Genomic DNA, 16,581 nt, shown 5'->3' on the forward strand with positions numbered 1-16,581 from the left:
CGACTATACTGGTAAACCAAGCGCGTGTACGCCAGTTGGCGTACAAGCTTACACCACAGACCATGCCCCAGTACGACCACGACGACGACCTCGACATGCGGCAAGAGCCAGTCTCAGCTGTGTTAGCAGAGATGACGGGGCACCCGAAAGAAGAGTTCGAAGTGGATGACGACGCGGAGTTCCCCGACCCCGACGAGTTAGAGACCGTCCCTGAGGACGAGTGGTAGTCACAACGTTTCGTAGCCGGCGCCGATGCCAGCCCGACGTTCGTACTCTCTGACCAACTGGCTTGACTTTTTGACCAGATACCGCTCACAGTACTCCGGGCACTGCTGGAGGGGTTTGAACGGGAAGCCACGCCTGACGGTATGCTTGTCGCCGTCGATATCCAGCAGATCGAGATGCAGGCCCTCGCTCGCGACGTCGTGGCCGTCTTCGGCCGCAGGGTTGTGATCGAAGCGGGCAATCGGTCCCCATCTATCCGGCCCCAAGTCAACCATCGCCCGGTTGTACTCCAACTGGATGAGGAACTGTTCCGGAACACCCCGGTCGGCCACCATGTAGAACCGCAGTCGAACGAACGGCAGATCGACCGGCTTCTGGTACTCTGTCTCGCCCACGGATATTCAGGGGTTCGGCGTCCGATTGTAAAAGGGATAGGGTCGCTGGATTATGACATGGTTTAGTCAATCTCGCGGTGATGCTAGGGGGGTTGAAGTCCAATCCGACGGATAGGTCACACTGTATGGCGACACAGCAACACCAGATGACGGCCTTCGACGGGACCGACCTCGCTATCGAGCACGTCGGCGCGCTCGACGACGATGGGGCGCGGTTCGAGGTCGCGGTCGACGGCGACGGCGACGACCGACGCTGGCGGCTCGACGTCCAGCCCGACGGTAGTTACGAGGTCGTCATGTCGTGGGACGGCGGGACGTTGGCGGACCTCTCGACGCCAGAGTTCATCGACGAAGTAGTTGGTCGGATCGTGTAGCTCACTCGCGCCGTAGTGCGGGCCTGCTTAGGACAGGCCCGCAGCGCGGGGTCGCGGCAAAGTCACTCTGGGGAGAGATGCACGCAACCCATGCTTAGCAAACAGGCAAAGAGGCAAAAACGGTCGGGGTATCGGCAGCGAAGCGTTACGCAGTCGCGACGACGTGCTGGTGGCCGGCCTGCGAGGGTGTCGGCCGCAGCGTCAGGTCGGCGAGCGCGAGTTCGCGCAGCACGGTCGGCGGCACGCCCTCGGTATCGACGAGGACGGCATCGAGCGTCCAGTCGTCGTACTGGCTCTTCGTCGGCGGCGTCGTGTCGATCTGTGCGGTCGGGACGGTATCTCGAAGCGCGCGGGCGGCACGCTCGACGCGGTCGCGGTCCTCGACGGTACAGCTCATGCCGCCGCCTCCCGGTCGACGGCGAGCGTCGTCGCGCCATACGGGACGGTACGTTTTTCCGAAGTCGGTTGGTCGTTCATAGTGGGTTTCTCCACGGAAGCCCGGCCCGCGTGCCTCTAACACGCGGGCATTCTGCCTCTCAGAACGCCCCGAGGGACCGGTCTTCCGTGCCATATGCCACGTGCCACACGGATATAAAACCATTGATTGGTGTCATATGGTACGTGCAAAACGCTTATTCGAATCGGCCGGATATAGTGCGGTATGAGCAACAAAGTTCACGACGACGATGGGACGTTTGGCTCGAAACTGACCGAGCAAGACATCCTCAAAGCATTCGACTACGAGACAAGTCCAGACGAGCCGATGCTGACCGCGGGAGAGATTACCGACGCGCTCGCCGAGCACTTCGATATCGCCGTGAGTTCCGAGACCGTCCGTCGTCGACTCGGCGAAATGGAATCAGACGGAATAGTGGCGAGCAAGACGTTCGGCGCTCGCGCCAAGGGCTGGACAGCGCTCGTCGGGCCGCGCCTCGCCGACGAGATAGCTGCCGAGTCCGACCGTATCGCCGAGGAAGGCGAGTTTACCCCGCTCGAAGATGTTGCCGACGACCTCGACGTCGAGTTGAACTGAGAGACAATGGCGACAGTCGAGTTATCGGACGACGCCGAGGAGTGGCTTCAGCAAGCCGACGCCGACGTTCAAGAGCAAGTCCTGAAACGCATCAACCGCGTCAGCGACTTTCCAGAGCACTTTCTGGAATACTACAGAGGGGCAGACTACTACAAACTCCGCGCCGGGGACTATCGGGCAACTGTAGAGTGGGACAAAGACGCCGGGCATTTGCGAATTATCCGGATCGGTCATCGCGACAAGTTCTACGACCGTTAGTCGTCGTCGGGCGGGCCTTCCTTCAGCCGTTCGGAGATGTCCATCTGCTCGTCCGATGTGAGGTCTTCAGACAGATACCGTTTTCCGAGGTCACTGAGTGCAAAGAATCGCTCGTCAATCTCGTCAACCAATCCCGCATACACCAACCGGTCAATACGTCTGTAGAAAGTCGTCTTCGATGTGTCGGGGAGTTCCTCGCTGTTGTTGATGTACCAAAGAATCGTCCCCCTTTGGACCGGGATAGATGCCTGAGACAGCACCTCCAAAATCGAGTGGTCTGTCTCCTTCATGCCGAATACCGGGGACATATGGCCCGGCTTTCAAACGCGGATAGTTTGAAACTACGCCATACCCCGCCCAAATGGGACTTTGAGTTTCTTAATGCGTTCATAATGTTCCTCCTGTATGGAACATCACGTCCCAAAGCTATAAGAGTACGGGACATAATTTCAGAAGTGACTGTCGCGGCGTCATCTGGCTCGCAGAATGTGTCTGCGACGCCCGCGCGACCACGCGGACGCCGCGATGGGCATGAACCCATGCAAGCAAACAACCCGAACCACCAAAAAGCGACCGAACGTTTCGCTAGTCAACCACAGGTTAGGCCGGCTAATCCGGCCTTAGGAGGGCGCTAATGTTCGGCGCCATCATCTCCCGGGTCACCGGCGACGACACCACCGCCGACGCCGACCCGACGCCGACCCAGCCGGCCGCCTCCGCCGACGACCTCGCGACCGCCGTCGCGAACCAGCGCCGGCGCATCGTCCTCCGGACGCTCGCCGACGAGGGCGCGGCCGACGCCGACACGCTTGCGACGACCATCGCCGGCGTCGAGAACGGCAAGCCCCCGGAGCTCGTCACGAGCACCGAGCGCAACCGCGTCTACATCGCGCTGACCCAAGGCCACCTCGAAAAGCTCGACGACTGCGGGCTCATCCACTACGACGACCGCGCGAAGACCGTCGCGCCCGCCGAGGACATCGACGCCGGTGCGCATCTCGTCGAGGAACTCCACGAGACCGCGGAGGGCCAGCGATGAGCACCGACATCGACCAGCACCTCGACGAACAACGCGCGACCGAGCACGCGAAACAGCGACCACCGACCGAATGGAACCAGAACGACTACAAGACGACCGAGGGCCGAAATGGGAAGCTCATCCTCTACCAGCCACACTCGCGTGGCTACGCCGAGGGTGCGTGGCTGACCAGCGACCTCGTCCTCGGTCTGGAGGACTGCCGATGAACGGCACGCTCGCCTTCGGCACGTACGCGACGCTGCTGTATCTCGCGCCCGGCGTCGGCTACGCTGCGACCCAATTGCTGCTGGGCAACCCCGTCGACGCCGCCGTTGGCCTCGGCACCACCCTCGGCGCGCTCGTGTTCGCACTCGTCCTGTTCGTGACCATCCACACTGGCACGCGCCCGTACGTGGGGGGTGTTCGCGCCCGATGAGCTCCGTCATCGAACCCGACCACTCTCGCTCACACACCGGGCTGGTCTTGCTCGCCGCGTTCGCGTTGCTGATGGGCGCCGCCGTCGTCGCCGGCTGGCTCCTCGTCCAGTGGGGGGCACTATGAGCGTCCAGCCAGACACGGCGTCGCTCGGCCACTTCGGCATCGACCTGCCGGAGCCGGAGTCCGACCGAGAGTTCGAGACCACTGACGAAGCCGACGCACTCGACCAGGAGACGCTCGACTGGTTCGGCGTCGCGGTGCCCACGCCGGGAGAGACTTCGAGCGCACACGCGCGACGTATGCCGAGTCCCGTCGGCGTCCAGCAGACCCTGACCGAGACGCTCGGCAAGCGACCCTGTCCGCACTGTGGGAGTTGGCGCGGCCTCAACTACTGGCCCCAACACGTCGGTCGGTGTGACGAGGCCCCCGAGTCAAGTGGACGCGGGTTCGTCCCAGGAGGTGCTGACTGATGGCAGCCCACGACGACCTCGACGAACGGCTCGACCGCCTCGAACGCGAGGTCTTCGACGACGACGAGGACCCAGAGATTCGCACCGATGGCGGCGCCCGAGAGATGCGTTACGCCGGCTGTTCGGTCCCGCTGCGCCGCGGATTCACCGACCTGACCATCCGACTCGCCGACGAGTGGGCCGACCTCTCGGCGGGCGACCGGCTTGAGCTCATCACCGACGACGACCCCGTGCCGGTGACCGTCACCGACGTCCAGCCCACTAGCGCGGCAGATGCGTACCTCATAGCGAACGCCGCCGACGGCCACGTCAGTTACGGCTCGTTCGGGGAGTTCCTCAGCGTGATGCGTGGCTACTACCCCGAGGCCGGCGTCGACGCCGCGACGGCGTTCGTCTGTATCGCGTTCGAGCCCGTCCAGTCCGTCGAGGCCGAAGTCGTCGGGCAGGAGGCAAGCCGATGACGGTCTCTGAACGCGAGTGTCGGGCGATGCGGTTGCTCGCCCGCGACGGCTGGACCGTCGGCGAACTCCGCATGACGATGCATCTCTGCCATACCCAGAGCGTTCGCCACCACGTCATCGGCGAGTGTCAGCACAGCGAGCGTGTGCGGCCCCTCGACGAGTGGGACGGGCAACAGCCCCCGGCCGGCACGACCGACTACCCGGCACCGGCCGAGATGACGGTCGTCGCAGGAGGGAGTGACTGATGGTCGGTCGCTTCGACACCGCGGCGACCGAGCGCATCACCGTGCGCGTCCCCGAGTGGATGGCCGAGGAGGCCGAGGCGCTGGTCGAGGCCGGCGAGTACCCCAACAAGTCCGAAGTGCATCGTGAGGCGCTCGGGGAGTTGCTGGAGGGCGACGATGAGTGAGCCCGCGCTTGACGAGCTGCGACAACAGGTTCGAGAGTCCGATGTCTTCGAGTGGGACCCGTTCCGGCTCATCAACGAGCGCGCGCTTCGACAGTACCCCCATCGCGACCGGGACCGACTTGCCGAGGTGATCAGCCGCCACGACACTGCCAGTGCTGCTGCCGACGCGCTCGGCTGTAGCCCTAAGGAAGTTCGAAAGTGGGCCGAGGTCTACGGGCTGGAGTATCCCTACCGCCAGCAGACGACGGCCGGGCTGCTCAAAGCGATGTCCGCCGACGATCTGCGAGGTGGGCAGGCGTGAGTAAAGCTAGCCAGGGCGCGCCGACGAAGCGCCCGGAACCCAGCGAGGAGGTCGCCGACGTCGACGACGCTGTTGAGGTCACGCGCGAGAACGGCGAGACCATGCTCGGCATCGTTCGCGAGCGTGCCGAGTACGACGAGTACGACGCGCCCGCACGCGTGACAGTCGAGGGGTCGGACACCGAGGTCAACGTCTCGGTCGCTCGGGTCGAGGTCGTCCGCGGGAAGCAAGCGACCGGCATCCGCAACACCATCGCTGGCGGCGAGAAGTAGACCGACTGGTGGCATTCCGGTTCGATTCCGGAACGGTCAGTAAGCAGCGAGCGGGGACGGAATCTCTGGCAGGAGGAAGGCCCCGTTCGCTGTGCGCAGTTCGAACACTACGCATGACTACATACAGACGCGACGACCCTCAAGCTACCGAAGGTTTGCGACGCGCCCAGCGCGTCAGACGCACGAGTAGCCTTAAGTTATATGCAGCAAAACCACACGCAGAGGAAGGATTCACGCGTCGGCGAAAGCCGACACCGACGGCTCAGCGGGTTCGGAACCGGAGAAGGTCAGGTGTCTCTGGTTTCTCTCGCTGTCCTAATAACGGTTTCCCTCACGACGAGCTACAGCAGTCGGTAGCCGTTCTCGGGCACCACGTTCGCCAACCACCCCATCAGCGAGAGATGCATGTCTAAGCCACAGTACGCCATCGTCGGCTGTCGAGAGTGCGGCCACCGTTGGGTCACCGACCAGCACGAGCATACCGAGACTGTCGAGTGTCCCCGCTGTGGCCACCGTCGCGACCGCGACAAGGTCAAGACCTTTTTCGCCCACGACGAGTGGCACACCGTCTGTGACGTGCGGTCACAGATGCAGGCCGACCGCGCGGGCCTGCGTGAGGAGTACGACGACGTCGACCACTACGCCGACCTCGAGGAGCAGGCCGAGGCCCACCTCCAGCGCTACGACGACGTGCTGGCCGACGAAGCCGACGCCGCCGGCCTCGGCCAGTTCGACGACCGGTACGAAGCCCTCGTCGACGTCTCGAACGTCGTTGGGAAAGAGCGCTACGCCGAGTTCGTCGACACGACGCCTGTCGGGACGGGCCGCTTCAGCGCGCAGGTCGAGCAGTCGATGGCCGAGTTCCGCGCTCGGACTGGGGCCGACGACGCTCGGGCCGGGCTGGCGACGAGTATCGCACCGACGGACCCGCCGCGTGACCCCGACGCCGGGCTGTCCTTCGTCGACGACGTCCCGGTCTCCGCTGACCACGTGCTGACCCTCGACGGGCGACCGTACTCCGCGCTCTGGCAGGAGCTTGCCAGCGCGCCGGAGATATACAGTTCGTTCGTCGCGGGCGTGCGCGACCTCCTCTCTCGCCGAGCATGGACCTCCGGGCCAGACCTGCGGGCGCTCGTCGAGGCCGGCGTGAGTGTGGCCGACGGGCGCTTCGCGACGCGTGTCACCGGACTGGATAAGCCGACCGACGTTCGCGACCACGCCGCGGCCTACCGCGCACTCCGGCGGTTCGGGACCGACGCCGCCGACGGCTACGGCCATCCCGGTGTCGACGGCTTTGCGAGCGGGCCGGCAGCCATCCTCGCCGCCGCCGAGATCGACACGCCGACGGTCGCGGTCGTCGTCCCCGAGTCGTTCAAGACCCAGCGTCGCGACCAGCGCGAGGCCATCTGCACGATGCTCGATGCCCTCGGTCGCGGCGTCGACGTCCAGCTAGTTGCGCCCCGCCTGCGCCGGCGCTGGCTCTGTGCGAAACACGATGACGAGCTTCCGGCCGAACTTAGAGAGCAGTGCAACGGTCGGCAACCGGATGCGCTGGACGAGGCTGCGGCAGAACGCTACCTGTTGGAGACGGGCGTGAACGCGAAACCCGTCCAGCTGCTGGAAACCCTCTACAACGCCGACGGACAGACCTGCTCGTACGGCGAGCTAGCCGACCGACTCTGTGTCGGCCGAGCCCGAATCTCGACACTCGTCGGCGACCTCGTCGGGGGCGAGTTCGTCTTCTCACCGCGCGGCGAGACCAGCGTCGAACTGCTCCACAGCGGAACCGTCGTTGTGGACGTGCTGCGTGCGGAATTCGGCGAGCAGGCCAGCCTCGAAAGCTCGTTTAGCGAGAAGTCGAATTGCTCAGACGATACCCGTGTAACCACGCCGACTCGGGACGGCCCCCCGTCCCCCGCCGGCCAGACCAACCGCCGGGGGACTGGACTGGCGACGGTGCGGCCGATGCCGCGCTGGCAGGCCGCGGCGGCCGCTGGGTGCGCCGAGACCGCGGATGTGACCCTGCACGATGCCGAAATAGGGGAGTACGACGACCGACGCGAGCCCAGAGTGTGGTGCGACCGCGATGCGGACCGGGTGGTGACGAGTGTGGAGTACTGTGGCCCGCTGCCCATGTGGACGACCGTTGCACGGGCCTTAACGAGCACCACCGTGTGGGACCACGTCCTCACCGATGCCCGCGTCGAGGACTCCGAGGAGTTCGCCGACCTGCTGACCGACCACAAGTACCTCCTCCGAGAGGGCCGCTGTCTGGGCTCACTTCCCGACGACGTCGAGACGTTCGGCGACTATCGCGAGCAACTCATCGAGCTTCGCGAAGAGATGCTCGAGATGACGCGGGACCTCCGCCACGAGAACTACGAGGACCGCAAAGACCTCCGGTCGGACATTCTCCGACTCGCCCATGGGCTGGCCGGGACGATGGCCCACATCTTCGACATCCTCGGTATCGACCTCGTCCGGGAGATTCGCGTGCCGAACTGCTCGCGAGACTTCGACTTCACGGATTCGGGCGGCTGGGACGTCGACGATTTCGCGTTCACGCTGGCTCACGGCGCCGCTATCCAGTCCCACTGGGGCATGTTCTCGGCGTTCCGGTGCCTCTTCGAACCCGACGAGGACAAGCGCCAGACGGCTATCTTCCCCGAGGTCGACGCCGACGACCCCCACGCCGAACTAATCGGGTCGTTCGTCGTCGTCGGCGACGGCGTCGACCGCCTGCAGGATGCTGTCGAAACGGCGCTCGGCGAACCCCACGCCGTCCAGGACGACGCACCGGAGATGGACCTCCCGTTCACCGTTTCGTCGACGCCGGGCATCGAGGCGACGAAAGCCGCTGCGACGAAGGTCCTGACGCCGAAGAACCTCCGCCCCGCCGACGGCCCACTCCGGATGCTACAGGCACTGACGCTCTCGCCGTACACGGCCGCCAGAACCCTGCACCGAACCCTCTCCGAGGAGGAGTACGGTCGCGAACTCCGGTATCAGGAAGTCCGGACGGCCTGCCGGTCGCTCGACGACGCCGACCTGCTCCCCGGCCACACCGGGTCAACCAAAGCCATCGTCGCGACGGTACTCGAGACAGACGACCCACTCACGAAGACCGAACTGGCTGAGCGAACGGGCTACACCGCCGAAACCGTCGCGAACAACCTCGCCCCGCTCGATGCGCTGGACATGGTCACCGAGACCCCGTCGGGCTACCGGTTCCAGCTGCCCACGTCGGCCGCCGAAGAACGACAGACCGACTCACTCCCGGTCCCCAGCGCCCTCACGGACGGTCACACCACCCACCGGGACCTGCTGACCGACCTCGCGATGCGGATCGTCGGCGACCCCGCGGAGTATGCCGACCCCGAGCGACCGCTGGGGAAGGCACTCGTCCAGTGGCCGCCGGACTTCGAGACAGCCTACGAGGCCCACGACGACCTCGCCCCGTGGCAGCCAGTCATCGACGCACTCACCGCACCAGAAGAGCCAGCGACGAAAACGGTCACCGCCGGCGTCGACGTCCAGCAACAGGGCCTCTCGACGATAGCCGACTAGAAGACGCCTTGCGTCGCCGTCGGTTCGTAGCGCCACTCGCGACGGCCGACCTCCTCGAACGGGCCCTTCTCGGTCAGCGTCTTGACGCGGTCCTTGATAGTATTCCCGTTGCGGGCGTCGGTGTGGGTTTTGTACAACTCGTGGAACTGTTCGACGCTGACCGTGTCGGGTTGCTCGGAGGCGATGGCCTCCATGACGGCCTGGTCGCGACTGTCGAAGTGCGGACTGTCGGGTGACGACATGCCGTCGGATTGCACGTTCAGCCGGGCCTGATTCGAGTTGACGGTCTCGGTGAGCGAGCGCACGGTGCGCTCCAAATCCCGGATGCGGGCCTGCTGCATCTGGATAATCTCGACGAGCGCCTCGACGTCGTCGTTCGGCGCCGCCTCGCGAAGTTCGTGCAGTCGCTCGGTGTCGTTCCGCTCATTGCCGCTGGACATACGCTAACTACGTGATGGCGGGTTATCAAGTTCTGCAAGGCGTGGTGAAAGTAAAATTCGGCTGTAGACGGCCTCTCCGTCGCTAACCAACACGAACCGTAGATACGCCCGCTTGTTGGTTAGTCCGCCGGCTCGACCGGCCCGACGTACTGACTCGTGACCGACTCGCCCTCGCGCCACTGCAGGTAGTAGTACTCGCGCCCATCAATCGCCTTCGTCGTCAGCGTGCCCGTCCCCGCCGGCACGCCGGCCTTCTCGCGCGCGACCTCGACGGCTTCGTCCCACTCGTCGTCGTCCCACTCGTCGGGCGCCTCGACGTCGGGGTCCTCATCACTCGCCTCGAGCAGCGCGACCAGCGCGTCGACGGCGGCGACCGCATCGTCGTGGACCTGCTGCACGCGGTCGTCGTACTCATCGGGGTTGATGCGGCCCAGCGCTCGCAGTGCCTCGGTCGCTCGGTCAGCGTCGTCCATGCACTAACCAACACTCCGGGGGCAAATAGGCGTTCTGTTGGTTAGTCCCCAACCACTCATTACTTTATAGGCTGGTAGCAATACACCCAAAAGGCTTATTATGGTGGGTGTATTACTACCATGTAGAGACAGAACATGTCCGTGACCACTGCACTCAACTCCGTTGCGACGAACGTTGACACGACCGAGGTCGGCAGCGAGCAAATCATCGATTTCGACGTCGAGGCGAACGACGATTACGAGATTCAGTCCTGCGTGATGGTCGACGAGAACGACCGCGTCGTCGAGGCCGCTGTCCGGTTCGGACGTGTCGAAACGCGCCCCGATCTCGCTATCGGCGAATCCATCCTCCACACGGCGTGGGTCAACATGGTCGCCGAGATGGCTGGCTTTGACGCGCTCGACCGGACGGCACTAGAAGCCGACCTGAGCGACTTCGAGCACACGGTTCCACACCTCCGTATCGTCCGCGAGAACGTCGAAGAGTTCGACTGCGAGACGCTGACCGCCGACGAGTTCGCCGCGGTCGTCGATGAACTCGCCACGCTCGTCAGCGAGGTCCTGCGCGCCGACGACGAAACGATTGACGCCGAAATCGACCAGTGGCTCTAAACCAATGACTGACACCACTCACATCTCCGACGCAGACATCGAACAGGCCATCGACGGCGAAGTCATCGACGACGCTACCGAGGTCCGCGACGCACTCGCCACGTTCCAGCGCTCGGCCGCCGAGACGTGGGCCGAGCACATGGACGGCATCGAGGACGGTCACTACACGGTCGTCAAAGAGACGCGGGACGTCGTCGTGCTGGCCGTCGATGGGCCGCGCTACAGCGAGTACCTCGCACCGACCGACCACGATACGGACGAACTCGTGAGCGCCGTCAGTGCCACGATGCACGTCGTCGCGCGACGACTGACTGACTGGAGCTGGAGCGTCACCTCGCCGCTGGTCATCCGCAAGCCCCAGACCTTCGACGCCGGGCAGCAGTTCACCGAGGCCGTCGTCAACGGGCTCCAGCAGGAGGGACTGTCGCCGGGGCAGGCGTGGGCGTACTACGGCGTCGAGATACGTGGGAACAGTATGAACTCGTGGGGCATCCGCAAGGGCGACCACGACCACAAGAACGTCAGCGACGCACTCGAAAAGGCTCGCGAGAAACTCCCACGATAGAACCATGGAAACCCGATACCGACACTGTGACCTGTGCGAGAGCGTGACCGAGCACGCGGCGCTCCGGGGCCTCGTCGACATCGCCGCCCGCTCGACGGACTGGGAGTGCCGGGACTGCGGCGCCGTCGACACGGTCGAGTGGGGGCCATGACGACGCTGCTCGAAACCGGCACCCGTCTGTGCCCGGTCTGTGGCGAGCAAAAAGACCGACTCAGCCGGCACTGGAGCTACTGCGAGTGGCCGGAGATCGGCGACGCGATGCACGACCTGTTGGGTGGCATCCTGCTCGGCGGCGGGACCATCCAGGGCAACGGCGACGCGAAGCACTTGCTCGTCCTGACGACGAACGAGGAACTGGCCCGGTGGCTCTTCGACGAACTCGACTGGCTGGCCCACTCGCTCCGCCGCGAGACCTTCGACGGTGAGCGCAACCCACAGTATCGCGTCCGTACGCACGCCCACGACACGCTCCGACGCTATCGCGACCGGTGGTACGCCGACGGTGAGAAGCGCCTGCGCGACGACGTTGACCTCTCGGCCGACTCGGCCCGTGTCTGGTACGCGCTGGCGGGCGGCATCGAGTGGACGGGCGACTACGACAGCCAGTTCCGCGTGATATTCTCCGCCGAGGCCGACGACCGCGCCGCCGCCATCCAGTCCGTGCTCGACCGCCACGGCTACGACAGCGAACGCCTCGACCGTCGGGTCGTCATGTACGGCGACGCCGCCCGGGACTGGCTGGACTGGACCGCGCCGCCGGCCCCCGGCGTCGAGTACAAGTGGCAAACAGACAAGCCCGTGTACACCGCACTCCGCACCGATCCCGACGACGAGACTGAGTACAAGACCGAACTCTACACGGCCGCACTCTCGGTTGCTCGCGAGCGAACCGACAGTATCCTCACGCCCGGGCGCTTCGAGGCCCGCGTCGACGGCCTCGACGCCGGCGACGTTGCCGACTGGCTCGGCGGCGGGTCGTGGGACGACGCGCTGTCGACTGCTGGGGTGCCAAAAATTCCGTACGATACTGCCAGCAAGCCAGTGACTGAGCGAGATGCTCCAGAGTATAGCTATGATGATGCCACCGAGGCAGTCCAGCAGGCGGCCGGAGCAATGGGCGAACCCCTCACCGCTGCCGCGTACGACGAGTGGCGAGAGACAGAGACTGGTGTCCCATCGTCCGTGACCATCCAGCAAAACTTCGGCTGGAGTGCGCTCTTACTCGATGCGGGAGTGCAACCCGGCCGCGTCGTCGGCCACTCACTCGACTCACTCACGAACGCGGTACTCCGGATGCATCGCGACCACGGCGAGTGGCCCACGTCTGCGGAGTACCGAGAGTGGTCGACGTCGACCGACCCGTCGTTGCAGTGGTTCTATGAACAGGAGTTCGACGACATCGACAGCTGGTCGGACCTGATCGAGCACGCGAAAGCGCAGTTGTAGTGTCGGTTTTCCTGCCAGACGAGTAGGCGTGCTACCTCGATCTTAGAGCTAACCAACACACCCGGGATAATCGGCCCACTTGTTGGTTAGCTCGACACCCCGCCATCGAAGTGAAGACACACCATCGTGTCCGCTGTTCTGACACCCCGACGTTTCCGATGCATTACTAACACACGTTACTAATGCTAATTACTATTGCATGTTATACACAGTAGTAGCGAACGGTAGTAACATACACTAGTTATTAGTAAGTGCAACACACATGAATAACACATGCTGGCATATACGACGTATAGTGAGGCCGGCGGCGTCGGAAAGACGACGACGGCGGCGAACCTCGCACACGCGCACGCTCGAAACGGACTGAAAACGCTCGTCATCGACCTCGACCCGCAGGAGGCGTCCATCTCCTACGTCTTCGGCGTCGACGACGACCGCGACGACGGCGCCGCAGACAACCTCGTCCGGCACATGGTCGGGCGCGGCAAAGGCCCGTTCGGCGACCTCATCCGCGAGGATACCGGCATCGACAACGTCGACGTCATCCCGGCGCACAACATGCTCTCGAACCTCGATACGACGATGCGCCGGGCCAAAGAGACGGAGGAGCAGATGAATCCCGACGCCGAGTGGGTCGAAGAAGAGCAACTGTACCAGTTGCTCGGCCGGAACGGCGTCCACGAGGACTACGACGTCATCATCTGCGACCCGCAGGCATCCGAGGGACAGGGCCTCTACAACGCCGTGAAGGTCACCGAGACCGTCCTCATCCCGGTCGAACTGTCGGGCAAGGGTTCGCTCAGTATCGAGGGGCTGGAACAACTCGTCAACGGCCTAGAGGACAACCTCAGCATCGACGTCGGCGTCCTCGGCATCGTCCCGGTCGCGTACGGTGACACGACCGGCCAGCAGCAACACCTCGCGACGCTGAAGGAGGACGTCGAGTACGACGTCCCAGCAGTGTTCCGCAAGCGTGAGTCGCTAATGCAGGAGATGTGGGACGCCAGAGCCACGGCCTACGACGTCGTCGAGGACGCGTACAAGGACGGGGAAGAAGGTGTCCGTCGCGTGCCTGACCGCGAGCACGAGACCCTCGAAAAGTACGACGACCTCGCCGCGGACATCGAGGAGGCGTTCGGCGCATGAAGTCCGGTGCTGGGTCCCCCTTCGACGACGAGGACTTCGACGAGGAACCCGAGGAGACTGCCGACGATACCGAGGTCGTTGAGCGAGAACCGGCTACAACGACCGAGAGCGAGCCGACGACGGATACCGAGACGACGAGCGACCTGCCGTACAAGTACCGTCGCGACGGCGTGCAGGACGGTCGCAATCACGGGAACATCTTTCTGCGCGACGAGGCGCAGCAACACATCGACGATCTGGTCCACGAGCTGGACGGCGTCTTCGAGAACGAAGCCGTCTACAAAATCGACGTGCTCGAAGCCGCCGTTCTGGCCGCCGGCGACCCCGAACGGACTGTGGAGGGCGAGCTTCGGAAGATGGGCTACGGGATGAAATAGACGAACCGCCGATTTTCTCGCGTCTGACGCTGTCTAGCGGCCGTTCGTGTCTGGAAGGATATGTGAAGGTTCCGTATAGCGTCATATGATTTATGGACTCTCTCAAACACACCAAAACGCATCGTCAAACCCACTATCTACCGAAATCGACGGAATCGCCTTCCCGAACAATCCACTGTGTATTAATCCAGTAATGTGCAGTAGATTTTTGGACCCCCGCGCTGTATGGTAAGCCGAACGGATGCCACAGGACCAGCACCCACCTTCTGACGGCCGGAAACCCGCGCCCAGAAGCCCACAGCAATCGCTCACGGGAAGTAGTAACAGCGAGGGCAATTTGGAAGGCGTCTACGCGCGCCCCGCCACAGCGCGTATCCGAAGTGTCGGCCCAACCGAGTATAAAGCCACCGACGGGAGGGAGTCGAATGCGGAGTGAGAACGCCACTGCGTCACTACCGCGATGGGGTCTCTGGGCAATGGAGGCATTGCTTGTCCTCATCGCGGTAGTGACTACTTTGCTTTGGACAAGGACATCCCCTACTTCAGCCGCGGGCACGGCGGCGATGTCGTGGGGGATGGTTGCTCTCTATGTCCTGTACCCGAAGCTAAAGCGGGGAGACAGCGGTGCCGACTGACGGCCGGAAACCGCTCTCCGAGGCCATCGAGCACTTCGTCGCGGACAAGGAGAAACTCGACGGCTCCGGAAACTACGCCGACATGGCCGGGTGCATCGTCCGCCAGTGGGCCGACCAGCACGCCGACCGTCTCGAGTACGTCGACGACGTCGAACCCCGACACATGGAGAGCTACGCCGACTACCTCGCCCGTCGGGCCCAGGCCCGCGCCGCCGACCCCACGGGTGAGGCCGGCATCACCGGCGAGACGGCCCACCAGTACTACGCACTTGTCCGTGCGTTCCTCACCCACTGTCAGAAGTGGGAGTGGCTCTCGGAGAACCCGGCCATCGTCGAGCGCGTCACCGACAAGCTCCCCGAACGCTCACTCGGCCAGACCGACACGCAGCAGTTCTGGTCGCCGGAGGAACGCGACGAGTTGCTGGCCTACGCCGACAAACAGGCCCACGCCGCCATCGACGCCGACGGCCTCGACGCCCGGACCGAGGTTCGGGACCGAGCACTCGTCTACGTCCTCGCGTACACGGGCGCTCGTGCAAGCGAGATAGTGCGCGACTCTCGCGACGAGCGCCGGACCGGGATTACGTGGGCCGACGTCGACCTCGGCGACAACCGCATCCAGGTCCTCGGGAAGAATCAGGAACGCCAGCATCTCCAACTGCCCGAGCAGGCCCAGCCCGCTATCGAGCGCTGGGAGACAGTGCTGGACCCGCCCGCCGAGTCGTGGCCGGTGTTCCCGACGCTCCACGCGCCGTCGCTCCACGCAGCGCTGCCCGACGACGCCGACGCCGGCGACGATCTCCTCGACGCGCTGCGCGAGCACGATGCCCGGCCGCCCAGTATCTCGGTCAACGGGACGCGGACCATCCTCAAACGGCTGTGCGACGACGGCGACATCGACGTCGACGGCGACAAGGACTACCTCACGCCCCACGGCGCCCGCCGCGGCGTCGGGGAGTTCCTGTACCGGAACGTCGGGTTCGAGGCCGCCCAGCGAGCGCTGCGCCACGAGGACCCGTCGACGACGTCGCAGATGTACTCACACATCGAAGCGAGTGAACTGGCCGATGTGACGAGCGAAGCGTTCGAGAGCGAGTAGTCAGTCGTCGAAAAAGACAGGGCGAGCCCAGATTCCCCAGAGTCCATACGCGACTAGCAGAAAGCCTGCTGCAACAGGCGGCGAAATATTCTCCGTGCCGTGTAGGACAAAACCAACTGTCACCAACACCCATCCGACGAACTGGATGCCGTGGTAGCGCGCGTTGTATAGCCGCTCTTCAAGAGTCATCGCTATTCTCTGGCTCGTCTTCCAACCGAGTCTCTAACTCGTCAATCCGAGCTTCTAACTGCGCAATTCGCTCGTCGTACTCTTTCTCACAGACACTCTCGTGCAGTAGCTCGAACAACTCTGGCTCATGCCGCCGGAGCAACCGCGCATCCTCGCCCATCCGATTCTCTAGCTTCCGTTTCACACGCGAGCGGTGACTCGACCGCGTCCCGTCGTCCATCTCGTCGCCTCTGATTGCCGCTCGCTCGCCGTCGGTGAGTAGCGCTCGGGTCATGTCCCCGTCGCCGCTTCGCGTCAACATCTATGTGGCGATTTTACGGTTCGTGTTGATTTAACTTCTCCGGGAGTATTCAACACATCTGTCTTGTCGAAACATAT

At 64.0% G+C, this 16,581-nt stretch carries 27 protein-coding genes; 21 read left to right on the forward strand and 6 right to left on the reverse strand.

Going from position 1 to position 16,581, the window contains the following annotated elements; all coding sequences use genetic code 11:
* The first annotated feature begins 62 nt into the window (after window positions 1–62).
* Window positions 63–227, forward strand: coding sequence for a hypothetical protein (locus tag NDI85_RS19725; protein WP_310916729.1), 165 nt, complete (start codon window positions 63–65; stop codon window positions 225–227).
* Here the strand turns inward: NDI85_RS19725 and NDI85_RS19730 are convergent, their stop codons facing one another.
* Complete coding sequence (locus tag NDI85_RS19730; RefSeq protein ID WP_310916730.1) at window positions 228–620, reverse strand: hypothetical protein; 393 nt, start codon at window positions 618–620, stop codon at window positions 228–230.
* Between the two features lie 125 nt (window positions 621–745).
* Between NDI85_RS19730 and NDI85_RS19735 the strand changes: the two genes are divergently transcribed.
* Window positions 746–994 carry a hypothetical protein gene (locus NDI85_RS19735; RefSeq protein ID WP_310916731.1) on the forward strand — a complete coding sequence of 83 codons (249 nt, stop codon included), beginning with the start codon at window positions 746–748 and terminating at the stop codon, window positions 992–994.
* 145 nt (window positions 995–1,139) lie between these two features.
* Here NDI85_RS19735 and NDI85_RS19740 read toward each other — a convergent pair whose 3' ends face one another.
* On the reverse strand, window positions 1,140–1,391 hold the full coding sequence (locus NDI85_RS19740) for a hypothetical protein (protein ID WP_310916732.1): 252 nt from the start codon (window positions 1,389–1,391) through the stop codon (window positions 1,140–1,142).
* 264 nt (window positions 1,392–1,655) lie between these two features.
* Here NDI85_RS19740 and NDI85_RS19745 point away from each other — a divergent pair, with 264 nt between their 5' ends.
* Window positions 1,656–2,027, forward strand: coding sequence for a helix-turn-helix domain-containing protein (locus NDI85_RS19745; protein WP_310916733.1), 372 nt, complete (start codon window positions 1,656–1,658; stop codon window positions 2,025–2,027).
* Window positions 2,028–2,033: 6 nt separating this feature from the next.
* Entirely contained in the window at window positions 2,034–2,285 is a 252-nt protein-coding gene (locus tag NDI85_RS19750) for a type II toxin-antitoxin system RelE/ParE family toxin (protein ID WP_310916734.1), read from the forward strand.
* Here NDI85_RS19750 and NDI85_RS19755 read toward each other — a convergent pair.
* Window positions 2,282–2,575 carry a hypothetical protein gene (locus tag NDI85_RS19755; RefSeq protein ID WP_310916735.1) on the reverse strand — a complete coding sequence of 98 codons (294 nt, stop codon included), beginning with the start codon at window positions 2,573–2,575 and terminating at the stop codon, window positions 2,282–2,284. The two genes, NDI85_RS19750 and NDI85_RS19755, sit on opposite strands and share 4 nt — an antisense overlap.
* Window positions 2,576–2,919: 344 nt before the next feature.
* On the opposite strand from NDI85_RS19755, the gene NDI85_RS19760 reads away from it, so the two are divergent.
* The 11 genes from NDI85_RS19760 to NDI85_RS19810 all read left to right on the forward strand — a co-directional run bounded on the left by NDI85_RS19760 (window position 2,920) and on the right by NDI85_RS19810 (window position 9,221).
* Window positions 2,920–3,324 carry a hypothetical protein gene (locus tag NDI85_RS19760; RefSeq protein WP_310916736.1) on the forward strand — a complete coding sequence of 135 codons (405 nt, stop codon included), beginning with the start codon at window positions 2,920–2,922 and terminating at the stop codon, window positions 3,322–3,324.
* Entirely contained in the window at window positions 3,321–3,530 is a 210-nt protein-coding gene (locus NDI85_RS19765) for a hypothetical protein (RefSeq protein ID WP_310916737.1), read from the forward strand. Before NDI85_RS19760 ends, NDI85_RS19765 begins: the two co-directional genes overlap by 4 nt.
* Window positions 3,527–3,739, forward strand: a complete 213-nt coding sequence (locus tag NDI85_RS19770) for a hypothetical protein (protein ID WP_310916738.1) — start codon at window positions 3,527–3,529, stop codon at window positions 3,737–3,739. The genes NDI85_RS19765 and NDI85_RS19770 overlap by 4 nt, the downstream gene beginning before the upstream one ends.
* Window positions 3,736–3,864, forward strand: a complete 129-nt coding sequence (locus tag NDI85_RS19775) for a hypothetical protein (protein ID WP_310916739.1) — start codon at window positions 3,736–3,738, stop codon at window positions 3,862–3,864. Before NDI85_RS19770 ends, NDI85_RS19775 begins: the two co-directional genes overlap by 4 nt.
* On the forward strand, window positions 3,861–4,211 hold the full coding sequence (locus NDI85_RS19780; RefSeq protein WP_310916740.1) for a hypothetical protein: 351 nt from the start codon (window positions 3,861–3,863) through the stop codon (window positions 4,209–4,211). Before NDI85_RS19775 ends, NDI85_RS19780 begins: the two co-directional genes overlap by 4 nt.
* Window positions 4,211–4,672 carry a hypothetical protein gene (locus NDI85_RS19785; RefSeq protein WP_310916741.1) on the forward strand — a complete coding sequence of 154 codons (462 nt, stop codon included), beginning with the start codon at window positions 4,211–4,213 and terminating at the stop codon, window positions 4,670–4,672. The genes NDI85_RS19780 and NDI85_RS19785 overlap by 1 nt, the downstream gene beginning before the upstream one ends.
* Window positions 4,669–4,917, forward strand: a complete 249-nt coding sequence (locus tag NDI85_RS19790; protein ID WP_310916742.1) for a hypothetical protein — start codon at window positions 4,669–4,671, stop codon at window positions 4,915–4,917. Before NDI85_RS19785 ends, NDI85_RS19790 begins: the two co-directional genes overlap by 4 nt.
* Window positions 4,917–5,081 (forward strand): ribbon-helix-helix protein, CopG family, encoded by a 165-nt coding sequence (locus tag NDI85_RS19795; protein ID WP_310916743.1) that lies wholly within the window; start codon window positions 4,917–4,919, stop codon window positions 5,079–5,081. The genes NDI85_RS19790 and NDI85_RS19795 overlap by 1 nt, the downstream gene beginning before the upstream one ends.
* Window positions 5,074–5,382, forward strand: a complete 309-nt coding sequence (locus NDI85_RS19800; RefSeq protein WP_310916744.1) for a hypothetical protein — start codon at window positions 5,074–5,076, stop codon at window positions 5,380–5,382. Before NDI85_RS19795 ends, NDI85_RS19800 begins: the two co-directional genes overlap by 8 nt.
* Window positions 5,379–5,654, forward strand: coding sequence for a hypothetical protein (locus tag NDI85_RS19805; protein ID WP_310916745.1), 276 nt, complete (start codon window positions 5,379–5,381; stop codon window positions 5,652–5,654). Before NDI85_RS19800 ends, NDI85_RS19805 begins: the two co-directional genes overlap by 4 nt.
* 405 nt (window positions 5,655–6,059) lie before the next feature.
* Entirely contained in the window at window positions 6,060–9,221 is a 3,162-nt protein-coding gene (locus NDI85_RS19810; protein WP_310916746.1) for a DUF5817 domain-containing protein, read from the forward strand.
* Here NDI85_RS19810 and NDI85_RS19815 read toward each other — a convergent pair.
* Window positions 9,218–9,661 (reverse strand): hypothetical protein, encoded by a 444-nt coding sequence (locus tag NDI85_RS19815; RefSeq protein WP_310916747.1) that lies wholly within the window; start codon window positions 9,659–9,661, stop codon window positions 9,218–9,220. The two genes, NDI85_RS19810 and NDI85_RS19815, sit on opposite strands and share 4 nt — an antisense overlap.
* 119 nt (window positions 9,662–9,780) lie before the next feature.
* The gene (locus NDI85_RS19820; protein ID WP_310916748.1) at window positions 9,781–10,134 is read right to left on the reverse strand and encodes a hypothetical protein; all 354 of its coding nucleotides are present in this window, start codon (window positions 10,132–10,134) and stop codon (window positions 9,781–9,783) included.
* Window positions 10,135–10,269: 135 nt separating this feature from the next.
* Between NDI85_RS19820 and NDI85_RS19825 the strand changes: the two genes are divergently transcribed.
* The 6 genes from NDI85_RS19825 to NDI85_RS19850 all read left to right on the forward strand — a co-directional run bounded on the left by NDI85_RS19825 (window position 10,270) and on the right by NDI85_RS19850 (window position 16,014).
* Window positions 10,270–10,746 carry a hypothetical protein gene (locus NDI85_RS19825; protein ID WP_310916749.1) on the forward strand — a complete coding sequence of 159 codons (477 nt, stop codon included), beginning with the start codon at window positions 10,270–10,272 and terminating at the stop codon, window positions 10,744–10,746.
* A gap of 4 nt (window positions 10,747–10,750) precedes the next feature.
* Window positions 10,751–11,311, forward strand: coding sequence for a hypothetical protein (locus tag NDI85_RS19830; RefSeq protein ID WP_310916750.1), 561 nt, complete (start codon window positions 10,751–10,753; stop codon window positions 11,309–11,311).
* Window positions 11,312–11,458: 147 nt separating this feature from the next.
* Window positions 11,459–12,757: a hypothetical protein gene (locus NDI85_RS19835; protein ID WP_310916751.1), complete on the forward strand. Its 1,299-nt coding sequence runs from the start codon at window positions 11,459–11,461 to the stop codon at window positions 12,755–12,757.
* Window positions 12,758–13,030: 273 nt separating this feature from the next.
* On the forward strand, window positions 13,031–13,903 hold the full coding sequence (locus NDI85_RS19840; protein WP_310916752.1) for a ParA family protein: 873 nt from the start codon (window positions 13,031–13,033) through the stop codon (window positions 13,901–13,903).
* A complete protein-coding gene (locus tag NDI85_RS19845; RefSeq protein WP_310916753.1) occupies window positions 13,900–14,280 on the forward strand; it encodes a hypothetical protein in 381 nt (126 codons plus the stop codon). The genes NDI85_RS19840 and NDI85_RS19845 overlap by 4 nt, the downstream gene beginning before the upstream one ends.
* A 624-nt stretch (window positions 14,281–14,904) precedes the next feature.
* Entirely contained in the window at window positions 14,905–16,014 is a 1,110-nt protein-coding gene (locus NDI85_RS19850) for a tyrosine-type recombinase/integrase (RefSeq protein WP_310916754.1), read from the forward strand.
* A 178-nt stretch (window positions 16,015–16,192) separates the two neighbouring features.
* On the opposite strand, the gene NDI85_RS19855 is transcribed toward NDI85_RS19850, so the two are convergent.
* On the reverse strand, window positions 16,193–16,504 hold the full coding sequence (locus NDI85_RS19855; protein ID WP_310916755.1) for a hypothetical protein: 312 nt from the start codon (window positions 16,502–16,504) through the stop codon (window positions 16,193–16,195).
* Window positions 16,505–16,581 lie beyond the last annotated feature (77 nt).

The organism is Haloarcula sp. S1AR25-4 (assembly GCF_031624555.1).
Classification (GTDB): Archaea; Halobacteriota; Halobacteria; order Halobacteriales; family Haloarculaceae; genus Haloarcula; species Haloarcula pellucida.

Bases quoted from the DNA above. Each gene is read 5' to 3' on its own strand.
- NDI85_RS19725 (WP_310916729.1), top strand. From the start codon at position 63: ATGCCCCAGTACGACCACGACGACGACCTCGACATGCGGCAAGAGCCA.
- NDI85_RS19735 (WP_310916731.1), top strand. From the start codon at position 746: ATGGCGACACAGCAACACCAGATGACGGCCTTCGACGGGACCGACCTC.
- NDI85_RS19740 (WP_310916732.1), bottom strand. From the start codon at position 1,391: ATGAGCTGTACCGTCGAGGACCGCGACCGCGTCGAGCGTGCCGCCCGC.
- NDI85_RS19745 (WP_310916733.1), top strand. From the start codon at position 1,656: ATGAGCAACAAAGTTCACGACGACGATGGGACGTTTGGCTCGAAACTG.
- NDI85_RS19750 (WP_310916734.1), top strand. From the start codon at position 2,034: ATGGCGACAGTCGAGTTATCGGACGACGCCGAGGAGTGGCTTCAGCAA.
- NDI85_RS19755 (WP_310916735.1), bottom strand. From the start codon at position 2,575: ATGAAGGAGACAGACCACTCGATTTTGGAGGTGCTGTCTCAGGCATCT.
- NDI85_RS19760 (WP_310916736.1), top strand. From the start codon at position 2,920: ATGTTCGGCGCCATCATCTCCCGGGTCACCGGCGACGACACCACCGCC.
- NDI85_RS19765 (WP_310916737.1), top strand. From the start codon at position 3,321: ATGAGCACCGACATCGACCAGCACCTCGACGAACAACGCGCGACCGAG.
- NDI85_RS19770 (WP_310916738.1), top strand. From the start codon at position 3,527: ATGAACGGCACGCTCGCCTTCGGCACGTACGCGACGCTGCTGTATCTC.
- NDI85_RS19775 (WP_310916739.1), top strand. From the start codon at position 3,736: ATGAGCTCCGTCATCGAACCCGACCACTCTCGCTCACACACCGGGCTG.
- NDI85_RS19780 (WP_310916740.1), top strand. From the start codon at position 3,861: ATGAGCGTCCAGCCAGACACGGCGTCGCTCGGCCACTTCGGCATCGAC.
- NDI85_RS19785 (WP_310916741.1), top strand. From the start codon at position 4,211: ATGGCAGCCCACGACGACCTCGACGAACGGCTCGACCGCCTCGAACGC.
- NDI85_RS19790 (WP_310916742.1), top strand. From the start codon at position 4,669: ATGACGGTCTCTGAACGCGAGTGTCGGGCGATGCGGTTGCTCGCCCGC.
- NDI85_RS19795 (WP_310916743.1), top strand. From the start codon at position 4,917: ATGGTCGGTCGCTTCGACACCGCGGCGACCGAGCGCATCACCGTGCGC.
- NDI85_RS19800 (WP_310916744.1), top strand. From the start codon at position 5,074: ATGAGTGAGCCCGCGCTTGACGAGCTGCGACAACAGGTTCGAGAGTCC.
- NDI85_RS19810 (WP_310916746.1), top strand. From the start codon at position 6,060: ATGTCTAAGCCACAGTACGCCATCGTCGGCTGTCGAGAGTGCGGCCAC.
- NDI85_RS19815 (WP_310916747.1), bottom strand. From the start codon at position 9,661: ATGTCCAGCGGCAATGAGCGGAACGACACCGAGCGACTGCACGAACTT.
- NDI85_RS19820 (WP_310916748.1), bottom strand. From the start codon at position 10,134: ATGGACGACGCTGACCGAGCGACCGAGGCACTGCGAGCGCTGGGCCGC.
- NDI85_RS19825 (WP_310916749.1), top strand. From the start codon at position 10,270: ATGTCCGTGACCACTGCACTCAACTCCGTTGCGACGAACGTTGACACG.
- NDI85_RS19830 (WP_310916750.1), top strand. From the start codon at position 10,751: ATGACTGACACCACTCACATCTCCGACGCAGACATCGAACAGGCCATC.
- NDI85_RS19835 (WP_310916751.1), top strand. From the start codon at position 11,459: ATGACGACGCTGCTCGAAACCGGCACCCGTCTGTGCCCGGTCTGTGGC.
- NDI85_RS19840 (WP_310916752.1), top strand. From the start codon at position 13,031: ATGCTGGCATATACGACGTATAGTGAGGCCGGCGGCGTCGGAAAGACG.
- NDI85_RS19845 (WP_310916753.1), top strand. From the start codon at position 13,900: ATGAAGTCCGGTGCTGGGTCCCCCTTCGACGACGAGGACTTCGACGAG.
- NDI85_RS19855 (WP_310916755.1), bottom strand. From the start codon at position 16,504: ATGTTGACGCGAAGCGGCGACGGGGACATGACCCGAGCGCTACTCACC.